Origin of the sequence: Cellulosilyticum sp. I15G10I2 (assembly GCF_900095725.1) — a bacterium.
GTDB lineage: Bacteria > Bacillota > Clostridia > Lachnospirales > Cellulosilyticaceae > FMMP01.
Genome location: NZ_FMMP01000006.1, coordinates 730,332 through 749,652, shown reverse-complemented (window position 1 = coordinate 749,652; position 19,321 = coordinate 730,332). Strand labels below are relative to the sequence as shown.

Genomic DNA, 19,321 nt, shown 5'->3' with positions numbered 1-19,321 from the left:
GCAAGGTTTTATTCTAATTATCTGAAAACAGAAATTTGCCTATATCTCTTAAAGTAATACTTTATATCTTAGTTTCATTTAGTATATAATAAGATAGAATGAAATTTAAATAGAGGAGAATAGTATGCATTATAATACGATAGTTATAGGGGCCGGCCCAGCAGGTTTATTTATATCTCAACTACTTGCCAAACAAAATTTGAAAGTGTTATTGCTAGAAAGAAATGCAAAGGCAGGTAAAAAACTCCTCTTATCTGGAAGTGGACAATGTAACTTTACACACGCAGGTCCTATAAGCCATTTTTTTGAATGCTATGGAGATCATGCTAAGTTTTTGAAAAAAGCACTGACCACTTTTAATAATAAAATGTGTATGGACTTTTTTGAAAAATCAGGCATAGCTTATCATATATATCCCAATGGGAAAGTTTTCCCCAAAAGCATGAAGAGTGAGGATGTTTTAAATGCGCTACTTGTAAGTTGCCAACTGTCAAATGTAGATATTCGGTACAATAGCTTGGTTGAAGATGTCACAGTTTATGATACTATTTTTACTGTAGAAACAAATGATAATAAAAGATACTTTAGTGATAACATTGTTATTGCTACCGGTGGGAAATCTTATCCTAAAACCGGCTCAGATGGGATAGGGTATTCTTTAGCCCAAAGGTTAGGACATGGTATTGTGGAACCAAGACCTGCACTTACAGATGTACGTGTTAAGGATAAAAGTTTTGTGGGTCTTTCAGGTTTATCTTTCGAGCAAGTAGAAATTACAATTTGGCATAATCATAAAAAAGTTATAGCCTATCAAGATGGTTTACTATTTACCCATAAGGGTTTATCTGGACCGGCCATTCTAAATACTTCTAGGTGGATGCGCAAAGGTGACTGCATTACTATCAACTTTTTATATCCCAAGACGTATGAAGAAGTTAAAGCTTTTTTTACCAACCATTTATCTGAGTCTGGAAAAGAGGAGCTTATTACTTTTCTAAAAAGATTGAATCTCCCTAAAAGCTTCTGTGTGACAGTTTGTAATCATTTGCAAGCAGATCCACATATTTTATGTGCTAAGCTTCCACGAAAAATGCGAGAGGAGATTGTACAATACTTTACTAAGTTTCCTTTTGAGGTTGAAGCAGTTGGTGGATTTCATATGGCTATGGCTACTTCTGGAGGGGTATGGCTTAAAGAAGTTAATCCAAGCACTATGGAAAGCAGAAAACAAAAAGGATTATATTTTGTGGGAGAAGTATTAGATATAGATGGCAATACCGGCGGGTATAATATACAAGCTGCCTTTTCAACGGCTTATTTATGTGCTGAGAGTATAAAAGAAAAAACTAAAAAATAGAAAATATTTCCAAGGAAATATTTTCTATTTTTTAGTTTTTATAGGATATTTTAGACTATCTTCTATCTAGTGATTAAGCTTATAGTATAATAAACTTATAAAGAATCAGGCAATTTAGATTTTATGATATTATAAACTTGTTCAGGCAGTTGTTCTATCTGTTCTTTTGACAAATTTTTAGTTTCTATACATTCATGAATATAGAGTTTTACTTGAGCTGGCTTAATTTGATTATGATTAGCCTCCATAATTTTATAAGAGCCGCAAATAGAAATAGGAATGATTGGAACTTTAGCTTTAGTTGCAAGCTTGAAGCTCGCAGATTTAAATTCTCCCATTTGATTACTCTTACTTCGTGTTCCTTCTGGAAAAATAACGAGAGAATAACCCTTTTTCAAAGTATTTATTCCTTCGATAATGGCTCCAGCAGATCCTTTAAGTGTTGATCTATCCATAAAAATACAGTGGATATGACGCATCCAGGTTCTAACAACAGGTATTTTCTGTGTTTCAATTTTAGCAATAAAACCTTTAGGTTTGTTGACATAACTCATTAGAATAGGAATATCAAAATTACCTTGATGGTTGCTTATAAAAACAACAGCTTGTTCTTGTGGAAGGTTTTGGGTTCCGTACACTTCTACACATGTACCTGTACGTTTTACAGCACCTAATGCCCATTTTGAAGTAACTTTATGAATATAATCTTCACAATCAATAGACTTCCCTTGATTTTTTAATGTATTTACTTTAAATAATTTTGGGATAGTGCCTATAAGGGTAAAAGCGAAACTTATGTACCACATTAATGTTCTCATTATTGTACCTCCAAAAATAATTTATAAATTGCCATAAAGCTTTATTCCCATTATAGTATAAATATACTTTATATTAAACAAAAAAATATAATCATAAACTGTTAATAGAAAGTATCAGCAGAAAAATTTGCATATACATAGCGGGTGTAGTAAAATATTCAGTGAATATTTTATTATGCTGAAGAAATATTTAAATCTTCAGAAGTTATAGAGAAAAAACATATAAACTTGAGCTATTGATCACTATAAAGTTATTTCTCAGAATGATTGCACATCACATATTATTGTGAATAATTAAAGTTTAAAGATGTGAAATCTATAGTATAGAAGATAAAAAATATAAAATACATAAGTATTCAAGGAGGAGTTTATGGCAACTATACGAGCATTTAAAGCATATAGGCCAAGTGAACAGTTAGTTACAAAGGTAGCAGCACTGCCTTATGATGTCATGAGTACAGAAGAAGCAAAGCACATGGTTAACGATAACCCCTATTCTTTTTTACATGTTGATAAACCTGAAATGCATATTCAAAATCCTGTTGGCGATGAATTATATGCCTTTGCTGGCAATACCTTAAACCGTATGATTGAAGAAGAAATCTTTATCCAAGATGAGTCAAGTATTTATATTTATGGATTAACTAATGCTTATACAACGCAATATGGCATTGTTTGCTGTGTATCTGCTAAGGAATATGATCAGGGAATTATTAAAAAGCATGAAAACACCCGAACAGATAAAGAACTAGACCGTATCAAGCATGTTACCTATTGCAATGCGCATACAGGGCCTATATTTTTGGCCTATAAAGATTTAGATCAAGTTACAGCATGGATGATGTCGTATGTAGCAGTTAATCAACCCGTCTATCAGTTTACTTCTGAGGATGGTGTTAAACACCAAGTGTTTAAGGTATCAGATGAAGATGTAATTGCCAATATTACTGCAACTTTTGAAGAGACAGATGCACTCTATATAGCAGATGGGCATCATCGTGCAGCAGCCGCCGCTGCAGTAGCACGAAATCAAGTAAATACTAGGAGTCCTCAAGAAGAAGCAGAATACTTTTTAGCGACTATTTTTCCGAAAGACCATCTTTATATTATGGATTATAACAGAGTGCTAAAAGATGAAAGCGGCCTAGATGAATCAATGCTGTTTGATGCATTAAGGAAAGTTTTTGAAGTAGAGTACGTTGAGTCGGAAGTTTATACACCTATAGAGCGACATACTTTCGGTATGAGATATCATAATAAATGGTATAAACTGATGCTAAAGCCTCAATATGTTGAAGAGTGTGATCCAGTAGCTTGTTTAGATGTATCTATTTTACAAAAACATGTACTTGATCCTTTGTTTAAAATTACTGATCCAAAGAATGATAAACGTATTGATTTTGTGGGGGGAATAAGAGGGATAGAAGAACTCAATAAACGAACGAATGAAGATATGGATGTTGCATTTAGCATGTATCCTACTTCAATGGATGAACTCATTAACGTAGCTGATGCGGGTGAACTCATGCCGCCAAAGTCAACATGGTTTGAACCTAAACTTAGAAGTGGTATTTTTATTCATAAAATAGAGTAATACTATAAAGATTACGCATTAGAAAAAGATAAGGCAAAACACTTCATGTGCCTTATCTTTTTTTGCCATATATTTAAGACTACTTAGCAAATATAAATATTTTACTTGTTTTCAAACGTAAGTTGTGATTCGTTGTTAAAGAAAGTTTTATATCCAAATTGAACAAACATAATAACAGTTAAAGCGACACTTCCTAAAATCCCTAACATAATAGCAATTTGATATTCTATAGCTGTAGTAGGATTCGTCCCAGAAAGAATTTGACCTGTCATCATACCAGGCAGAAAAACAATGCCCATACCAACCATGGAGTTAATCGTAGGTAAGATAGCTGAATCAAATGCATTATCTACAACTTGTTTACAAGCTGTCTTAGGAGAAGCACCAATCATTAATGCTGATTCAATTAAGTGACGCTGTGAATACATCCCATCTATTAATCTAGTCATCCCAAGAGAAATACCTGTCATTGCATTTCCAATTAACATGCCTGCAATTGGAATAAAATATCTGGGATCATACCAAGGGGTTACTCTTATAACTACCAAAATAAAGAAAAGAAGACTAAACAGTGTCCCACTAAGCATTGAAATGATAATTACTCGTTTAAGTGCAGGTGAAATGCTGGTTTTAATTCTTTTAATCACATTGTATATCGCAAAGATCTCCATAAGCGTAATGACAATAAGTGTATATAAGGGATTGGGTCTTTCGAACAAATAAGCCAATATCAAACCTGTTAAAATAAGCTGAATGGTCATTCTGCATGTAGAGATAATAATTTCCTTTTCTCTATGAATGCCACGAATGCGTACAATCATTAACAGAATAACAATAAATATATAGGCAACCGCCATTTGCCAAAGCTGAAGTTCTATAACTTGGTTCATCTTTGTACCTCCTTTTGGTCAGCAACTTTTCCGTTACTTAATACAACTATATAATCTGCAAAGTTTTGGGCAACTCTTTTAGAATGTGTCACCATAATAAGGGTCTTGTGATTTTGTTTGGTATAGGCTGTGAGCTTTTCTATAATAAACTTTTCTGTACTTTCATCTAATGCTGATGAGGGTTCATCTAATAGGAGTACTTCAGGTTCGATAAGGAGCATTCTTCCTAAAGCGACCCTTTGTTTTTCCCCGCCTGATAGGTTTTCTGCATCATCATTTAAATCCTTATTTAAATGAACTATAGCAAGTATCTCATGAAGTCTATCATCTGATACAAATGGTTTTTCTCCAAAAGTTAAACCTATTAATAAATTATCTTTAATTGATCCTGTGAAAATAGCAGGGCTTTGTGGCAGCATAGGTACCTTTCTTCTTAGTTCTACTGCATTTATATGATTTATAGATTGCCCACCAAACAATATTTCCCCTTGAGTGGGAGTTAACATTTTATTAAGAAGTTTTATAAGTGTTGTTTTACCACTGCCGCTTTCTCCGACAATACATGTAACTTTTTGAGCTGGAATATGAAGATAATTAATATCAAGTATTGTTTTAAATTTAATATCATTTAGTGTAAACATAATAAATATCCCCTTTTAAACTTTGATTTCTTTAAATAATTCATAAGCCTTATTTCTAGCTTCTTCTAAAACTTCAATCCCTTTCTGCGTGATTTTGTAATATTTTCTTACTTTGCCTTCTGCCAATACTTCGTATTTTTCCAGCAAATCACTAGATTCCATAGAATGAAGGAGAGGATAGAGAGTACCAGGACTCATCTGATAACCATGTTCTTTAAGTTCCTCAATCATCCAAGAACCAAAAAAAGGATCTTTGTGGGCATGATGTAAAATATGAATCTGAATAAACCCTAAAAAAAGTTTTCTTATAATTTTATCTTGCATTTAGTCACTCCTAATTAAATTATATTTCGATATCGGTTTTCGATATGATTATAACAATATTTTTTTTCTGTTTCAAGGGCTATAGGATAAAATATTTTTCCATATCATATAATGCCTTATTTCGTGGATTAAATGAATTTTTTTAAAAAATCTACACACAATAACTATGCGTATATCATTTATGCATAGTATTTTTGAATAAGAAAGGGGCATCATTATGGATTTTGGTAAACTTATAACCGGTATTATTATCGGCGGAACTATTGGCGCAGCTGGAGCGATGTATGCTTTTACATCAGATAGAGAAAGAAAACTGATGATGAGACAAGGCAAACGAATGATGAATAAAACTGTCAATAGAATGAATGATCTCATGTAGTTAAATTTTATTATAATAAGTCCTGATCCAAAAACATATAAGATTAGGACTTATTATATGCACATTTATTGACAAAAGCCTTAACATTACATATAATTTTATAAGAAAAAGAATATGACAAGTTTAGTAATGTATATAAATAGATTAAATACTATGAAAAGAAATAGTATATAAACAAGGATTTTCAGAGAAGAAAGAAAAGGTGAGAACTTTCTAATACCTGTTTATAGAAGCAGTCTTGGAGTAAATACCTTGAAGTAGGAGTAGAGGTATTCGGGTGATTTCGTTATTAATCCTTAAGTGATGCCTTTTTTAGGTATAACTAGGGTGGTACCGCGATTAACCTCGTCCCTAATGCTGGGATAGAGGTTTTTTTATTTTAACCTAAGGAGGTTTTAAGATGTGCCTGCTTAAACTTGTTAATAAGCAAAATCATTTAAGTGATACTTATGTTCCGACTCAACTTGTACAAGAACCTCATTCAAAAATCTGGCTGTGTGAGTGTACACTTACTGCATTTTCAAGTTTAAATACTCAACTGGTTAAAGATGGGCTGGCTTCATTAATATTAGTAAGTGGTTATAGAGCTTATGACTATCAGAAAAAACTCTATGATCGTAAAACTAATTGGTTTATTGCACGTGGTTTTAGCGAGGCTGATGCAAGAATAAAAGCTAGTGAAATAGTTACACTTCCTGGCTGTAGTGAGCATCAGCTTGGGCTTGCTATAGATGTTACATCTTGTGATATGAAAGACTTAGAAGATCCGCTTACTGAGGATTTTCAGTATAAACCCGAAGGTCACTGGTTAAATCAAAATGCCCATAAGTATGGTTTTATACTGCGTTATCCGCAAGATAAAACTGCACTTACTCAAATCAGCTATGAACCGTGGCATTATAGATATATAGGTATTAAGCATGCTATAGCTTTAAAAACACTTGCTATGTGTTTAGAAGAATATATAGATTATATCGCACTTTAAACCAGGTTATATTTTTAATTGTTTAATTGCATATTATTAATGAAACTTTTAGGAGGAAAATATGAAGAACTACAGTTTAAATGAACTAAGAGAGATGTATCTTAATTTTTTTGAAAGTAAAAACCATTTAAGAATGAAGAGTTTTCCATTAGTACCACATAATGATAATAGTTTATTGCTTATTAATGCAGGGATGGCTCCTCTAAAACCTTATTTTACAGGTCAGGAGCAGCCACCAAGACAAAGAGTTACCACATGTCAAAAGTGCATCCGTACTGGTGATATTGAGAATGTTGGTAAAACAGCAAGACATGGTACATTTTTTGAGATGTTAGGTAACTTTTCATTTGCAGATTATTTCAAAGAAGAAGCTATCGCGTGGGCTTGGGAATTCGTTACTGAAGTATTAGAACTGCCAAAAGACAGGTTGTTTATATCTGTTTATGAAGAAGATGAAGAAGCTGCAAAAATATGGCATGAACAAATGAGTGTTCCAAAAGATCATATCTTTTATATGGGGAAAGATGATAATTTCTGGGAGGTAGGTGTAGGACCATGCGGACCATGCTCTGAAATCTACTTTGATCGCGGAGAAACGTTTGGATGTGGTAAAGAGGGCTGTACTGTAGGCTGTGACTGTGATCGTTATATGGAGTTTTGGAACTTGGTGTTTACCCAGTTTAATCAAAATGAAGATGGAACGTATTCATCGTTACCAAATCCTAATATTGATACGGGAATGGGACTTGAAAGACTTGCAGCAATGATGCAGGGCGTAAGTTCAATTTTTGATGTTGATACGATAAAAGCTATTCGTGATCATGTTTGTAAGCTGGCTGGAGTCATATATGGTTCGGTTTATAAGCATGATGTATCTATAAGAGTTATAACTGATCATATTCGTTCAGTTACTTTTATGGCCGGAGATGGCGTTCTTCCTTCTAATGAAGGGCGCGGCTATGTTATGAGAAGGCTTCTTCGCCGTGCTGTTAGACATGGTAAGCTGCTCGGGATTAAAGGACTTTTTCTTAAAGACATTGTTAAAACTGTTGTTGATAATTCAAAACACGAATATACAGAGCTCGAAGATAAATATGACTATATCGTTAAGCTTCTTACTGTAGAAGAAGAAAGGTTTAATGAAACAATCGAAAAAGGTCTTCATATCGTAAAAGGTTATATTGATGAACTGCAAAGTCAAAATATAACTATATTAAGTGGCAAGGCTTGTTTTGAACTTTATGATACGTATGGTTTTCCAATCGATTTAACAAAAGAAATTTTAGAAGAAAAAGAAATGACAATAGATGAAGCTGGCTTTAAAGAAGAAATGGAAAAACAACGCCAAAGAGCAAGACAAGCCCGTGGTGAAGATAGTTATATGGGTGGTAATACAGGGACTGTATTTCATCAAATGGATACGAATACCCATTCTGAGTTTGTGGGATACCATTTATTAGATTTAGAAGGTGTCATTGATGAATTAGCTAGTGAAGATTCGCTTGTTGATTTAGCAAGTGAAGGTGACACTATATATGTTGTCACAACACAAACGCCTTTCTATGCAGAAAGCGGCGGCCAGGCAGGTGACAGGGGCTGTATTATAACTGAGACTGGGAAGGTAGAAGTCAGCAGTACTTCTAAAGTTGTAGGTTCTAAAATAGCTCATAGCGGAAAAGTCATAGCAGGTACTATATCCAAAGGACAATCAGCTCGTTTTATGGTTAATACATCTGAACGCATGGATACAGCACGCAACCATAGCGCGACACATCTTCTTCAAAAAGCTCTAAGAGAAGTAGTAGGTGGTCATATCGAACAAGCTGGTTCAAGTGTTAATAAAGATAGACTGCGTTTTGACTATACACACTTTGAGTCACTTACCAACGAACAATTACACCATGTAGAAAATCTTGTTAATCAAAAGATATTAGAAGCTTTAGACATAGAAGTTCAAGAAACCTCTATAGATGAGGCAAGAAAATTAGGTGCTACTGCCTTGTTTGGCGAAAAATACGGAAGTGTTGTAAGAGTTGTAAATATGGGCAATTACTCTATTGAGTTATGCGGTGGGACACATCTTACCAATACTGCTGCAATAGGTACTTTTAAAATCGTTTCTGAGACAGGCGTTGCAGCAGGTGTAAGGCGTATTGAAGCTGTAACTGGGCGTGGTGCGTTGAAGTATTATCAAGATCTGGATAATACTTTGGATAGAGCTACAGAAGTCCTCAAATCTAAAAAACATGAAATTGTACGCAAAATAGAAGGCGTTATGAATGAGTACAAAATCCTTCAAAAAGAAAATGAAAAATTGAAAATGCAAATATCAAGTTCAGAAGCAGGTAATATTTTAGACAAAGTTGAAAAAATAAACGAAATGAATGTTCTTATTGCAGAAATAAGTGGTCTGGATATGAACGCATTAAGAAATATGGGTGACACCCTAAAAGATAAGATGCAAAGCGGTGTAGTTGTTTTAGTAAGTGCTGTAGAAGATAAAGTGAACCTTGTAGTGATGGCTACAAAAGATGCTGTTGATAGAGGAGTGCATTGTGGAAATATCATCTCTCAAGCTGTTAAATGTGTAAACGGCGGCGGTGGTGGAAGACCCAATATGGCACAAGCAGGCGGTAAAGATCCTTCCAAGATCAAAGACGCACTTGAGACTGCCAAAACAATAATTATTTCTCAAATTAACTAATTATTTTGCATTAATAGTTCTAAAAAAATATTTTTAAACTATTAAAAAACTCATCAACTATTGACGAGTAAAGCAATGTAAAGTATAATCTAAGGTAGTGCTTTAATCTTTTCTCCGTACAAATGCATAAAGCACGACACTGCACCGGAGGGAGGGAAACAAATGTCAGAGGTTACTGTTCGCGAAAATGAATCTTTAGATAGTGCTCTTCGTCGATTTAAAAGAAACTGTGCAAAAGCAGGTATTATGCAAGAGATACGCAAAAGAGAACATTATGAAAAACCTAGTGTTAAGCGTAAAAAGAAGTCAGAAGCAGCACGCAAAAAGAATAAACAATACTAATTGTCTGTTCTTTTATCATATTGGTACAACAGCATTACCAATCATGTAACAGAGGATGATGCAGATGTCTTTAAAAGAAAAGTTACTTTCAGATATGAAAGAAGCGATGAAAGAAAAAGATGTTCTTCGTAAAGACACCATTCAAATGGTAAGAGGCGCTATTCTCCAAAAAGAAAAAGATTCTCTTAAAGAAGTACACGAAGAACAGATTCTTGATATTCTTGTACAAGAAATCAAGAAACGTAAAGATGCTCTCGTTGATTTTGAAAAAGGTAACCGCCATGATTTAGCGGAGTCTGCGAATGCTGAAATAGCTGTTTTGACGGCATATCTGCCAAAACAATTATCAGATGATGAACTTACTGAAATAGTTCGTGAAACAATTTCAGAAGTTGGCGCAAGTTCTGTAAAAGAAATGGGCAAGGTTATGGCAGCGATTACTCCTAAAGTAAAGGGTAAAGCTGACAATGGCAAAGTGAGCAGCATAGTTAAACAATGTTTAGCCTAATAATAAGCCTAATCGCTTAAAAAAATAAGGATGCCTACAAAGGCATCCTTTATTTTTTATCTTTTTACCCCTATTTCTCTTCACCCTTTTTTTACTTCTAAACCTTTTATTTTTTTATCGAACGCCACCCCCCACAGATAATACCATATTATCTGTGGGTGGTGGCGTTTTTTAGTTATTTGTGTTATCTTAATTTATAGGGTTAACTAAAGTTAACCCTATAAATTAAGATAAGTTAACCAAGAGATATAAAGTTAACTATTTGGAGGTTTTATTATGAGTGATGTAACATTTGGTGTAAAAGTAACAGAAGAAATGAAAAACGAACTCAGTGAATTGATGAAAATAAATGATTTAAGCGGCAAAGAATTTATGGGGTTACTTTTAAGTACCTATAAAGTAGAGCAAGTAAAACAAGAAGATACTTTGTTTGCAAATGATATGAGTGAACTTCAAATCTTATTGCAGCGCATTCAAAATATTTATCTTAATATCAATGAAAAATCAAAAATATTAGTATCTCAAAACAATAAAATATTTGAAGAGGACATTGAAGTTCATAAAAAAGAAAAAGATATCCTTAAGCAAAAAATTCAAGAATTAAATGATCAAATACAGTCTCTAAAAACTGAGCAGGTTCAACAGACTTTACTTATTAAAGAACTAAAAGAAAATCATAAACAATTAAAGACCCAAGCAGAAGAGAGCCAAACTCAAGCTAAGAATTATCTCTTACTGCATAAAAAATTTGAACAAGAAGTCATAAAGCTTGAAGCTCAAGTTGAAGACTTAAAAAGGCTGGAAATAGAAATAGAGGAGCGTAATACTGAGAATACTGCTCTTAAAAACAGAAATGATGACTTAGCTTCTGAAATTTGGTTTTTAAAAAGAGAGGTTGAGAAATTACAAGAAGAAAAAAATCAATTAATCTTCACGCACCAACTAGAAATCAAAAATCATTTATTAGAGCAAAAGCTTGAGTTAAATGAAAAAATTGAAAAACTAAGGGAAGAAAACCTAGATTTACAACGTGATTTTAATACTAAATTACAAAGCCTCTATACACTCACTCAAGATCATAACAAAAAAATGTAAGTTTATTGCATTATGCTATCGAAAGTGATATACTCAGATATTGAAAAAGGAGTGTATACAATGTACAAAAATTATTTGACGCCTCAAGAAATTACTGAATATACTATTGAAGGTGGCTATGAAAAAGTTAAACGTAATGTATTAGTTGTTTTTTTACTCGGCATTATGGCCGGTGTCTATATTGCCTTAGGTGCATTTGCAGCTTCTGTAGCGGCACATGATATTCTTAATAAAGGCGTATCTAAACTTGTGACTGGTGCTGTTTTCCCTGTTGGGCTCATGTTTGTAGTCATTAATGGTGCGGATCTTTTTACAGGCAATAGCCTTATCGCTATGTCAACTTATGAAAAGCGCACTACAATGTGGCAGTTTATTAAAAATTTAGGAGTGGTTCTTGCCGGTAATTTTATTGGCGCTTTACTCATTGCCTATTTAGTTGCAAATACAAGTCTTTTGACAATGAGCGAAAACCGTTTTGGGGCCTATGTCATTAAGGTAGCCGTGCACAAAACCAATTTACCATTTAAAGAAGTATTCTTTTTAGCCATATTATGCAACCTGTTTGTCTGCTCTGGTGTGTGGATGATGTATGCTGCAAAAGATATTGCGGGCAAAGTGTTAGCTGGGTTTTTCCCTATTTTTGCTTTTGCTATTAGTGGTGCTGAACATATTGTGGCTAACATGTATTATATCCCCCTTGCACTTTTTTCAAAAACTAATCTTGTTTATATTGAAGGGGCACATGTTACCACGGAACATCTTAATCATTTAACCTGGAGCAACTTTTTGGTGAATAATGCATTGCCTGTTACCCTAGGCAATACTTTAGGCGGTATATTTATAGCTACAATGTATTATTTTATATTCAAAAAACTGCCGCAAACTTCAAAGTAAGCAGTTAAAGAGGGGAGCATTATGAAAATTAATCAAGCTATCAATTATTTTATGACTACACTCGAAACAGAACAGTTATCTGAGCATTCATTAAAGGCCTATAAACAAGATCTCAATCAATTTGCTTTATCCCTTGATAAGCTATTACTTGATACTCTCAGCTTTGAAGATTTTCATAATTACTTTGTAACAATAAGTCGTTTGAAGTTGTCTACTATTAAAAGAAAACGGGTTGTACTGCATAGATTTTTAAAATTTTGCTACAGAAACAAGATGTGCAGTGAAAAGCTTTATGAATATATAGACCCTATAAAATCAAAAAAAACAACTACGCCTAAAGATATACTGACAAAAGAAGATATCTTAAAATTATTTACATTCTTATCAGAACAAAAAGAAGCTTATGCTTCAAAAATTGACCAAACCTATTACGAATACCTGTATTATTGCTGTATCAGAAACATATTAATTATTCATATTCTACTTTATACAGGATGTAGGGCACATGAAGCTGTAGCTATTAAAAAATCAGATATTGATCTATTAAATAATACACTGACACTGTTTACAAAAGGCAAAAAATATAATCAAGTACCTATACATAGTAAACTTTTAAATGCTTTTACAGCTTATGATCATGCAATAATACATCTAAAAGATCCCGCGCTTCTTATAATGCTAGAGAGCAGTTATTTATTTCCAAGTAAATCAGACAGCAATACCCATTTATCAACGCGAACACTTCATGATTTGATGAACACATTATCAAGTGTTCTTGGCCGGCATATTCATGCGCATCTATTCAGACACACTTTTGCATCTTACTGTATCGCAGCCCATATGGATATCTCTACCATTGCATCACTTATCTCTCACAGTAATCCATCTATTACATTATCTATTTATACACATGAAATAGATGCACATAACAAGCAAGAACAGATTAAAAAGCTAAGCTTTAGTTGAAAGAGCCGGATGCATGAAATTCTCCAAAACACTTATACTATATGTATCTCATAAAAAAAGGAGAGGACTGCGATGAGTAAATTTGACGAGCTAAAAAATAAATATGCAGATGGGTATCGCTGTATTTATAAAGAAACTGATGCGCAACAAGGTACCGTAATGCATCTAAAAAACTTTAATACAGAGCAGATTCATACAATAAATACAAAAAATGATATGGAGATTGGACAGATAGAAGATTTTTTAGGTGAATTAGAAAAAATTAAAAAACAATCTGGGCACGATTGTCATAATACTTAAGTAAAACTAGATCTTAAAATAGGTTATAAGATAGAACCAATCAAATGGTTTTCTATTTTATAACCTATTTTTACAACTTACCTTATTATTTTTTTGAGTGTTGCTATTTTTTGATCATAGGGTGGGTATCTTAAGGGTATTTCAGTACTTGTACTTTTTAATATTGTTTTGTAGTGTGAAAATGTTTTAAAACTGTGATAACCATGGTATGCACCTAGACCGCTGTGTCCGATGCCTCCAAATGGTGCATGCAAACTAGCTGCATGTATTACTGTATCATTAATGCACCCTCCGCCAAAGGATAAATGCTTTAAAAAATAATTAATGCGTTTTCGATCTTTAGAAAAAATATAGCAGGCCAGCGGTTTGGGGTATCTATGAATCATTTTTATCACATCATTTATTTTTTCAAAAGGGATAATTGGCAGGATTGGCCCAAATATTTCTTCTTTCATACAAGCGTCAGAGCGATCAATAGGATAAAGTACAGTAGGTTCAATGTAAAGATCATCTGTGTTAAAATGTCCCCCAAAATAAATTTTTTCTTCGTCTATAAGGTTGAGTAATCTTACATAGTGTGTTTCATTTATAATGCGGGCAAGATACTTATCATTTGTATAAAAGTGTTTGATGGCATACCCTATATGTCTTAAAAGCTTATCCGCAACGCCTTGGTATACCAAAACATAATCTGGAGCGATACAAGTTTGGCCAGCATTTAAAAATTTGCCCCAAACTATACGTTTAGCTGCTAAAGGAATGTCTGCATTATAATCCACTATAACAGGACTTTTACCGCCAAGCTCTAAAGTTATAGGAATAAGCTGTGCGGCTGCTTGCTGCATAACTTTTTTGGCATTAGCTGCACCCCCTGTGAAAAAAATATAATCAATAGGTTCACTTAAAAGGCTATGACTAAGCTCAGCATCTCCCTCTATAACATTAACATAATAATACGGAAATACTTCTTTGATAATTTGGCTTAAAATTTCAGAGGTATTAGGTGTATATTCAGACGGCTTAATTATTGCACAATTTCCCGCTGCCAAAGCCCCGACTAAAGGAACGAGTGAAAGCTGAAAAGGATAATTAAAAGGCGAAAAGATCAAGCAAACCCCATATGGTTCTGGTTTGACTTGAACAGAACTTCCGATAAGGGGGAATACCCCAGGATGTTTTTTAGATTTACACCATTTTCTAATATGTTTTAGTGCATAATCTATTTCTTTCAATGTTGTATAGATTTCCGTTGTATACGTTTCATATTTTGGTTTTTTAAAATCTTTATAGAGCGCTTTAGTAATAGCCTCTTGATGTAAAAGGATACTGCTTCTGAGTTTTTTTAAATAGTTTATTCTTAAATTTATAGGATAGGTATTGCGATGATAAAAAAAAACATGCATATCTTGAATACATTCAGAAATTCCTTTCATAAGAGCACCTCTTTAATTTTTTATTATTTCATATTATACCTCTTTATATAAATAAATAAACTTATTTATGCATTGTCATGATTTGCTTTATGCAATACTTTGCAGATTTTCAAATGATTACTTATTATATTACTCTTTTATTAGGGGGATAATAAATTTATAAATAAAAATATCAAGGGGGATATAAAATGCATAAAAAAGCGATGTACGTACTGGTTATAACAAGTTTGTTCATAAATTTTAATTTGTGTGCTAAATCTAAAACAAGTAAAGATACACCAGGTACGGCCATATTTGTTATGGCCGAATCAAATTCTATTTTTGTGGATACTAAAATAATAACTTCTCAAATGGATGAGATAAACTTAAATATCAGCATCCCACAAATTAAAGGGCTTACCGATAAAGAGTTTGAAAGAGATTTAAATAAAACATTTTTGGAAGATGCACAAAAAGCAAAAAAAACAGCTATTCATACAGCAAAATCCTATAATAAAGATATGGTAAAAGACGGCTTAACCCCTATTAAATTTGAATATATATCTACCTTTTCAGTTATAGAAGCCCCTAAGCCTTATCTTGTAATAGGGTTTCTTGAATACCAGTACAGCGGAGGCGCCCATGGTATCAGCTATCAAAAATATCTCAATATAAGGACGACTGATAATAAAGTGTTGGCATTAAAAGATTTGTTTAAAGAGAATGTGGATTATAAGGAGCTTATTAATACTGAAATAAAAAATCAAATTCAAGCACGTTCTATAAAAGGAGAGTATTTTTTTCCAGGCGCTCAGGGTTTTACAACCATTAAAGATGATCAAGAGTATTATATTAATAGCTCCGGAGATATTGTTATTATTTTCAATATTTATGAAATTGCGCCCTATGCTGCTGGACTTGTAGAATTTTCTATACCTGCCGAAAAACTTGCCAGTGTTTTAAAGTAGCCCTTAAGTTTTAGCATGACTTTTATTTTAGATTAGTGTAAAATAAAAAGTAAATAATTTGTTAAACAAGGAGAGGGAAATGCTATATTTAAAATCTATATCTAAAAAAAACATTTTTATTGTGCTGTTATTAATTCTCTTAGGATGTAGTTTCTTAAGTTTATCGGCCTATAGAAATTATAATACGCCCACATTAATAGGTAAATGGAAATCGCATGAAACCAATCAAGTGATTACTTTTACTGAGGAGGGACTAGTAACCTTTGATAATACTAATAAGACCGGCGTTTATACTATTCTTTCTCCATCGAAAATGGAATATACTATAGATAATAAAACATTTATTATGTATTATTATTTAGAAGGAAGAAACCTATCTTGGGGAATTAATAACGATACTCTTGAACATTTTAGTAAAAGTTTTGTTATTAAATTATAAGCAAAGAAGTTATAAAGTGAGGCGATTTTCAAATGAATAATACAGAATTAGATCATATATATGATCAAGCCTATAAAAGAGGCAAACTAGCTTGGAATCAAATGGTCTCAAAAGGCGAGTCCGGTTATCTAAGGGCATTGGATGGGATTGTTCAAACCGGAGATATTGCTTCCGAATTTTCATTAGGTCTTGTCGAGATTCCTATTCATAAGATAATAGGAACCTATACACATTCAAGAAGCATTTCCTTCGCACATAATTTTATGCCGCTTATGAATTTTAAAACAGAATTTGCTTCTAAGTGGATGCATTTATATCAGCACCATATTGAGTCGGGGATTACTGATCCGATTAAAGTCTACGAGTACCTTAATCACTTTTTCGTTATAGAAGGCAATAAAAGAGTAAGTGTACTAAAATTTGTAAAAGGAACCAGTATTAGTGGCTACGTCATAAGACTTATTCCTAAACGAGATCCTTATGATAAGATCAATAATATCTATTATGAATTTATGAAATTTTATAAACAAACCAACATTAATACTATTTGGTTTACAGAAGAAGGAAGATTTGAAGAGCTATTAGATTATGTTAACCGTTATCAGCCAAATCATATCGATGATGATACTAAAAAACTTTTTATTGCAAATTTATATAGACCTTTCAGACAGATTTATTTAGAAGGCGGCGGTGACAAATTAGCCATTACAACGGGAGATGCCTTCTTAGCTTTTCTTAAAGTATATGGCATGCCAAGAGAGATTTTATTAGAACAGCATAAAAATAATATCCATAAAATGATAGATGAACTTAAAAGCATTGAACAAGAATCAGTCAATGTAAAAACAGATGAAATACAAAGTCCAAAGAAAAAAAGTATGTTGTCATCTTTAACAGATTTTGTCGTGCCCAAAAAAGTTTTAAAAGTAGCTTTTGTATATGCCAAAACGACAGATAGCTCTGGGTGGGCCTATGCGCATGAACTTGGCAGATTACATATAGATAATGTTTTTAAAACACAGTTAGCAACTTCAAAGATTGAAAATATACCTGAAAATGAAGAGGCCTATATCACTTTCAAACAACTAGCAGATGAACACTACGATATCATATTTACGACAAGTCCTACTTTTGTAGCTCCAGCATTAAAGGCGGCTATGGAATATCCAAATGTAAAATTTTTCAACTGTGCCGCTACGCATTCATATAAATCTTTAACACTTTATTTTGGCAGAATTCATGAACCAAGATATTTATTAGGTATGATTGCTGGCGCAATGACTCAGACTAATATTATTGGCTATGTGGCGCCTTATCCTATTTCAGAAGTTATAAGCAGTATTAATGCATTCACTTTAGGTGCAAAAGCAGTTAACCCCTATGTTAAAATAAAAGCAATGTGGACTTACAGATGGGATAATCCTGAAGGCGGAAAATTTATTGCACAAAAACTTCAGGCAGAAGGCGCGGATATCATCTCAAATGAAGACTTACCAATACCTGGAGATATCTCTAAGGAATATGGTGTTTATAAAATTCAAGAAGAATCAAATGAAAAAACACACTATGCTATGGCACTTTGGAATTGGGGCGTTTTTTATGAAAAAGTTATTCAAAATATACTTAGCGGTACATGGAAATCTATCCACGAAGAATCCATCAACCCTCAATTTCCAATGAACTTTTGGCTGGGTATGAATACAGGTATAGTTGATCTTCTTTATTCAAACAGGCATATAAATAGTTCAATGAAATACCTGATAGAAGGACTTAAAAAATCTATTATAAGGAATGAGTTTAATATATTTGAAGGACCACTATATGACCAGCATAACATACTTAGAGTTATGCCCAATACAGTTTTGGATTACGAAGATATTATCCATATGGATTGGCTGGTCGATGGTGTAGAGGGGCAGCTTCCCGATATTAAGGAACTAAAACCTACCGATCCTTTTTCTTATATGAAAGGTATTATAAAAAAATAAGAGTTAATCATTTTAAATGATTAGCTCTTTTATACGTACTCTAATATATAATAATTGTAGCCATTGATTACTTTTATGTCATTAAAAGAAAGGACTCTTTGAGCATTTGATGAATAAGTAAAGTGATTGTGTCCATGTAGGTGATATTTGGGGAAAGTATTATTATAAATATCATAAAAAGCATTAAAGCCTCTATGACAAATACTGTTTGCATCATCTCCTAGGTTAAAAGTAGGAGAATGCGTTACAAATATATCAATATCTCCCTTAGAAGTTTTTATAAGTTTCTTAACGCGTTTTTGCATGGTTTGTTCTGTATATTGATGAAGCCCTCCTGTATATTCCATAGAACCGCCTAAACCAGCGATTCGAATATTACGGTAAGTGACTACTTTATCTTCAATACAGTCACATCCTTCCGGTGGCTGAGAATTATAACGTTTATCATGGTTCCCATGTACATAAAAAACAGGCACACCTAACATTGTTACTAAAAATGAAAGATATGACGCTTTTAAGTCACCACAAGATATAACACATGCTATATCACTAAATTTAGACTTATCAAAAAAATCCCAAATATAATTGCTTTCTATATCCGCTACAACTAAAATTTTCATTTATAATCCATCCTTTGTAAACTCTATAGAGAAACAATATAAAACTCTCCGTTATTCATTACTATCATGTTGTTTCTCGGAATGATTTCACATCACA

The 19,321-nt window shown here is 33.0% G+C and carries 20 protein-coding genes and 1 other annotated feature; of the genes, 14 read left to right on the top strand and 6 right to left on the bottom strand.

Going from position 1 to position 19,321, the window contains the following annotated elements:
* Positions 1 to 124: 124 nt before the first annotated feature.
* The gene (locus tag BN3326_RS03515) at positions 125 to 1,357 is read left to right on the top strand and encodes a BaiN/RdsA family NAD(P)/FAD-dependent oxidoreductase (protein ID WP_069997717.1); all 1,233 of its coding nucleotides are present in this window, start codon (positions 125 to 127) and stop codon (positions 1,355 to 1,357) included.
* A 95-nt stretch (positions 1,358 to 1,452) separates the two neighbouring features.
* Here BN3326_RS03515 and BN3326_RS03510 read toward each other — a convergent pair whose 3' ends face one another.
* Complete coding sequence (locus tag BN3326_RS03510) at positions 1,453 to 2,175, bottom strand: lysophospholipid acyltransferase family protein (RefSeq protein ID WP_171903754.1); 723 nt, start codon at positions 2,173 to 2,175, stop codon at positions 1,453 to 1,455.
* Positions 2,176 to 2,545: 370 nt separating this feature from the next.
* Here BN3326_RS03510 and BN3326_RS03505 point away from each other — a divergent pair, with 370 nt between their 5' ends.
* Positions 2,546 to 3,769 carry a DUF1015 domain-containing protein gene (locus BN3326_RS03505; RefSeq protein ID WP_069997715.1) on the top strand — a complete coding sequence of 408 codons (1,224 nt, stop codon included), beginning with the start codon at positions 2,546 to 2,548 and terminating at the stop codon, positions 3,767 to 3,769.
* A 101-nt stretch (positions 3,770 to 3,870) separates the two neighbouring features.
* Here BN3326_RS03505 and BN3326_RS03500 read toward each other — a convergent pair whose 3' ends face one another.
* Genes BN3326_RS03500 through BN3326_RS03490 form a run of 3 tightly spaced genes read right to left on the bottom strand, consistent with a single transcriptional unit; the run spans position 3,871 to position 5,624 of the window.
* Positions 3,871 to 4,659, bottom strand: coding sequence for an ABC transporter permease (locus tag BN3326_RS03500; protein WP_069997714.1), 789 nt, complete (start codon positions 4,657 to 4,659; stop codon positions 3,871 to 3,873).
* The gene (locus BN3326_RS03495; RefSeq protein ID WP_069997713.1) at positions 4,656 to 5,300 is read right to left on the bottom strand and encodes an ABC transporter ATP-binding protein; all 645 of its coding nucleotides are present in this window, start codon (positions 5,298 to 5,300) and stop codon (positions 4,656 to 4,658) included. Before BN3326_RS03495 ends, BN3326_RS03500 begins: the two co-directional genes overlap by 4 nt.
* A gap of 15 nt (positions 5,301 to 5,315) precedes the next feature.
* Positions 5,316 to 5,624, bottom strand: a complete 309-nt coding sequence (locus BN3326_RS03490) for a PadR family transcriptional regulator (protein ID WP_069997712.1) — start codon at positions 5,622 to 5,624, stop codon at positions 5,316 to 5,318.
* Positions 5,625 to 5,841: 217 nt separating this feature from the next.
* On the opposite strand from BN3326_RS03490, the gene BN3326_RS21875 reads away from it, so the two are divergent.
* The 9 genes from BN3326_RS21875 to BN3326_RS03450 all read left to right on the top strand — a co-directional run bounded on the left by BN3326_RS21875 (position 5,842) and on the right by BN3326_RS03450 (position 13,797).
* On the top strand, positions 5,842 to 6,003 hold the full coding sequence (locus tag BN3326_RS21875; protein ID WP_171903753.1) for a hypothetical protein: 162 nt from the start codon (positions 5,842 to 5,844) through the stop codon (positions 6,001 to 6,003).
* A gap of 144 nt (positions 6,004 to 6,147) precedes the next feature.
* Positions 6,148 to 6,359 (top strand) — a binding site (T-box leader).
* A 44-nt stretch (positions 6,360 to 6,403) separates the two neighbouring features.
* Positions 6,404 to 6,988, top strand: a complete 585-nt coding sequence (locus tag BN3326_RS03485; protein WP_069997711.1) for a M15 family metallopeptidase — start codon at positions 6,404 to 6,406, stop codon at positions 6,986 to 6,988.
* A 61-nt stretch (positions 6,989 to 7,049) separates the two neighbouring features.
* Entirely contained in the window at positions 7,050 to 9,692 is a 2,643-nt protein-coding gene (alaS, locus tag BN3326_RS03480; protein WP_069997710.1) for an alanine--tRNA ligase, read from the top strand.
* Between the two features lie 162 nt (positions 9,693 to 9,854).
* Positions 9,855 to 10,034: a 30S ribosomal protein S21 gene (gene rpsU, locus BN3326_RS03475; RefSeq protein ID WP_013657175.1), complete on the top strand. Its 180-nt coding sequence runs from the start codon at positions 9,855 to 9,857 to the stop codon at positions 10,032 to 10,034.
* Between the two features lie 58 nt (positions 10,035 to 10,092).
* Positions 10,093 to 10,542 carry a GatB/YqeY domain-containing protein gene (locus BN3326_RS03470; protein WP_330389602.1) on the top strand — a complete coding sequence of 150 codons (450 nt, stop codon included), beginning with the start codon at positions 10,093 to 10,095 and terminating at the stop codon, positions 10,540 to 10,542.
* 276 nt (positions 10,543 to 10,818) lie between these two features.
* Positions 10,819 to 11,637 carry a coiled-coil domain-containing protein gene (locus tag BN3326_RS03465; protein WP_069997708.1) on the top strand — a complete coding sequence of 273 codons (819 nt, stop codon included), beginning with the start codon at positions 10,819 to 10,821 and terminating at the stop codon, positions 11,635 to 11,637.
* A gap of 60 nt (positions 11,638 to 11,697) precedes the next feature.
* A complete protein-coding gene (locus BN3326_RS03460; RefSeq protein WP_069997707.1) occupies positions 11,698 to 12,531 on the top strand; it encodes a formate/nitrite transporter family protein in 834 nt (277 codons plus the stop codon).
* Between the two features lie 21 nt (positions 12,532 to 12,552).
* Positions 12,553 to 13,497 (top strand): tyrosine-type recombinase/integrase, encoded by a 945-nt coding sequence (locus BN3326_RS03455; protein ID WP_069997706.1) that lies wholly within the window; start codon positions 12,553 to 12,555, stop codon positions 13,495 to 13,497.
* Positions 13,498 to 13,569: 72 nt separating this feature from the next.
* On the top strand, positions 13,570 to 13,797 hold the full coding sequence (locus BN3326_RS03450) for a hypothetical protein (protein ID WP_069997705.1): 228 nt from the start codon (positions 13,570 to 13,572) through the stop codon (positions 13,795 to 13,797).
* A gap of 77 nt (positions 13,798 to 13,874) precedes the next feature.
* Here BN3326_RS03450 and BN3326_RS03445 read toward each other — a convergent pair whose 3' ends face one another.
* The gene (locus tag BN3326_RS03445) at positions 13,875 to 15,230 is read right to left on the bottom strand and encodes an aldehyde dehydrogenase family protein (protein ID WP_069997704.1); all 1,356 of its coding nucleotides are present in this window, start codon (positions 15,228 to 15,230) and stop codon (positions 13,875 to 13,877) included.
* Between the two features lie 188 nt (positions 15,231 to 15,418).
* Between BN3326_RS03445 and BN3326_RS03440 the strand changes: the two genes are divergently transcribed.
* The 3 genes from BN3326_RS03440 to BN3326_RS03430 all read left to right on the top strand — a co-directional run bounded on the left by BN3326_RS03440 (position 15,419) and on the right by BN3326_RS03430 (position 18,604).
* Positions 15,419 to 16,177, top strand: a complete 759-nt coding sequence (locus tag BN3326_RS03440) for a DUF3298 and DUF4163 domain-containing protein (protein WP_069997703.1) — start codon at positions 15,419 to 15,421, stop codon at positions 16,175 to 16,177.
* 79 nt (positions 16,178 to 16,256) lie between these two features.
* Positions 16,257 to 16,616 carry a hypothetical protein gene (locus BN3326_RS03435; protein ID WP_069997702.1) on the top strand — a complete coding sequence of 120 codons (360 nt, stop codon included), beginning with the start codon at positions 16,257 to 16,259 and terminating at the stop codon, positions 16,614 to 16,616.
* A gap of 32 nt (positions 16,617 to 16,648) precedes the next feature.
* A complete protein-coding gene (locus BN3326_RS03430) occupies positions 16,649 to 18,604 on the top strand; it encodes a BMP family ABC transporter substrate-binding protein (RefSeq protein ID WP_069997701.1) in 1,956 nt (651 codons plus the stop codon).
* A gap of 29 nt (positions 18,605 to 18,633) precedes the next feature.
* Here the strand turns inward: BN3326_RS03430 and BN3326_RS03425 are convergent, their stop codons facing one another.
* Entirely contained in the window at positions 18,634 to 19,224 is a 591-nt protein-coding gene (locus BN3326_RS03425; RefSeq protein WP_069997700.1) for a metallophosphoesterase family protein, read from the bottom strand.
* Positions 19,225 to 19,321: the final 97 nt, after the last annotated feature.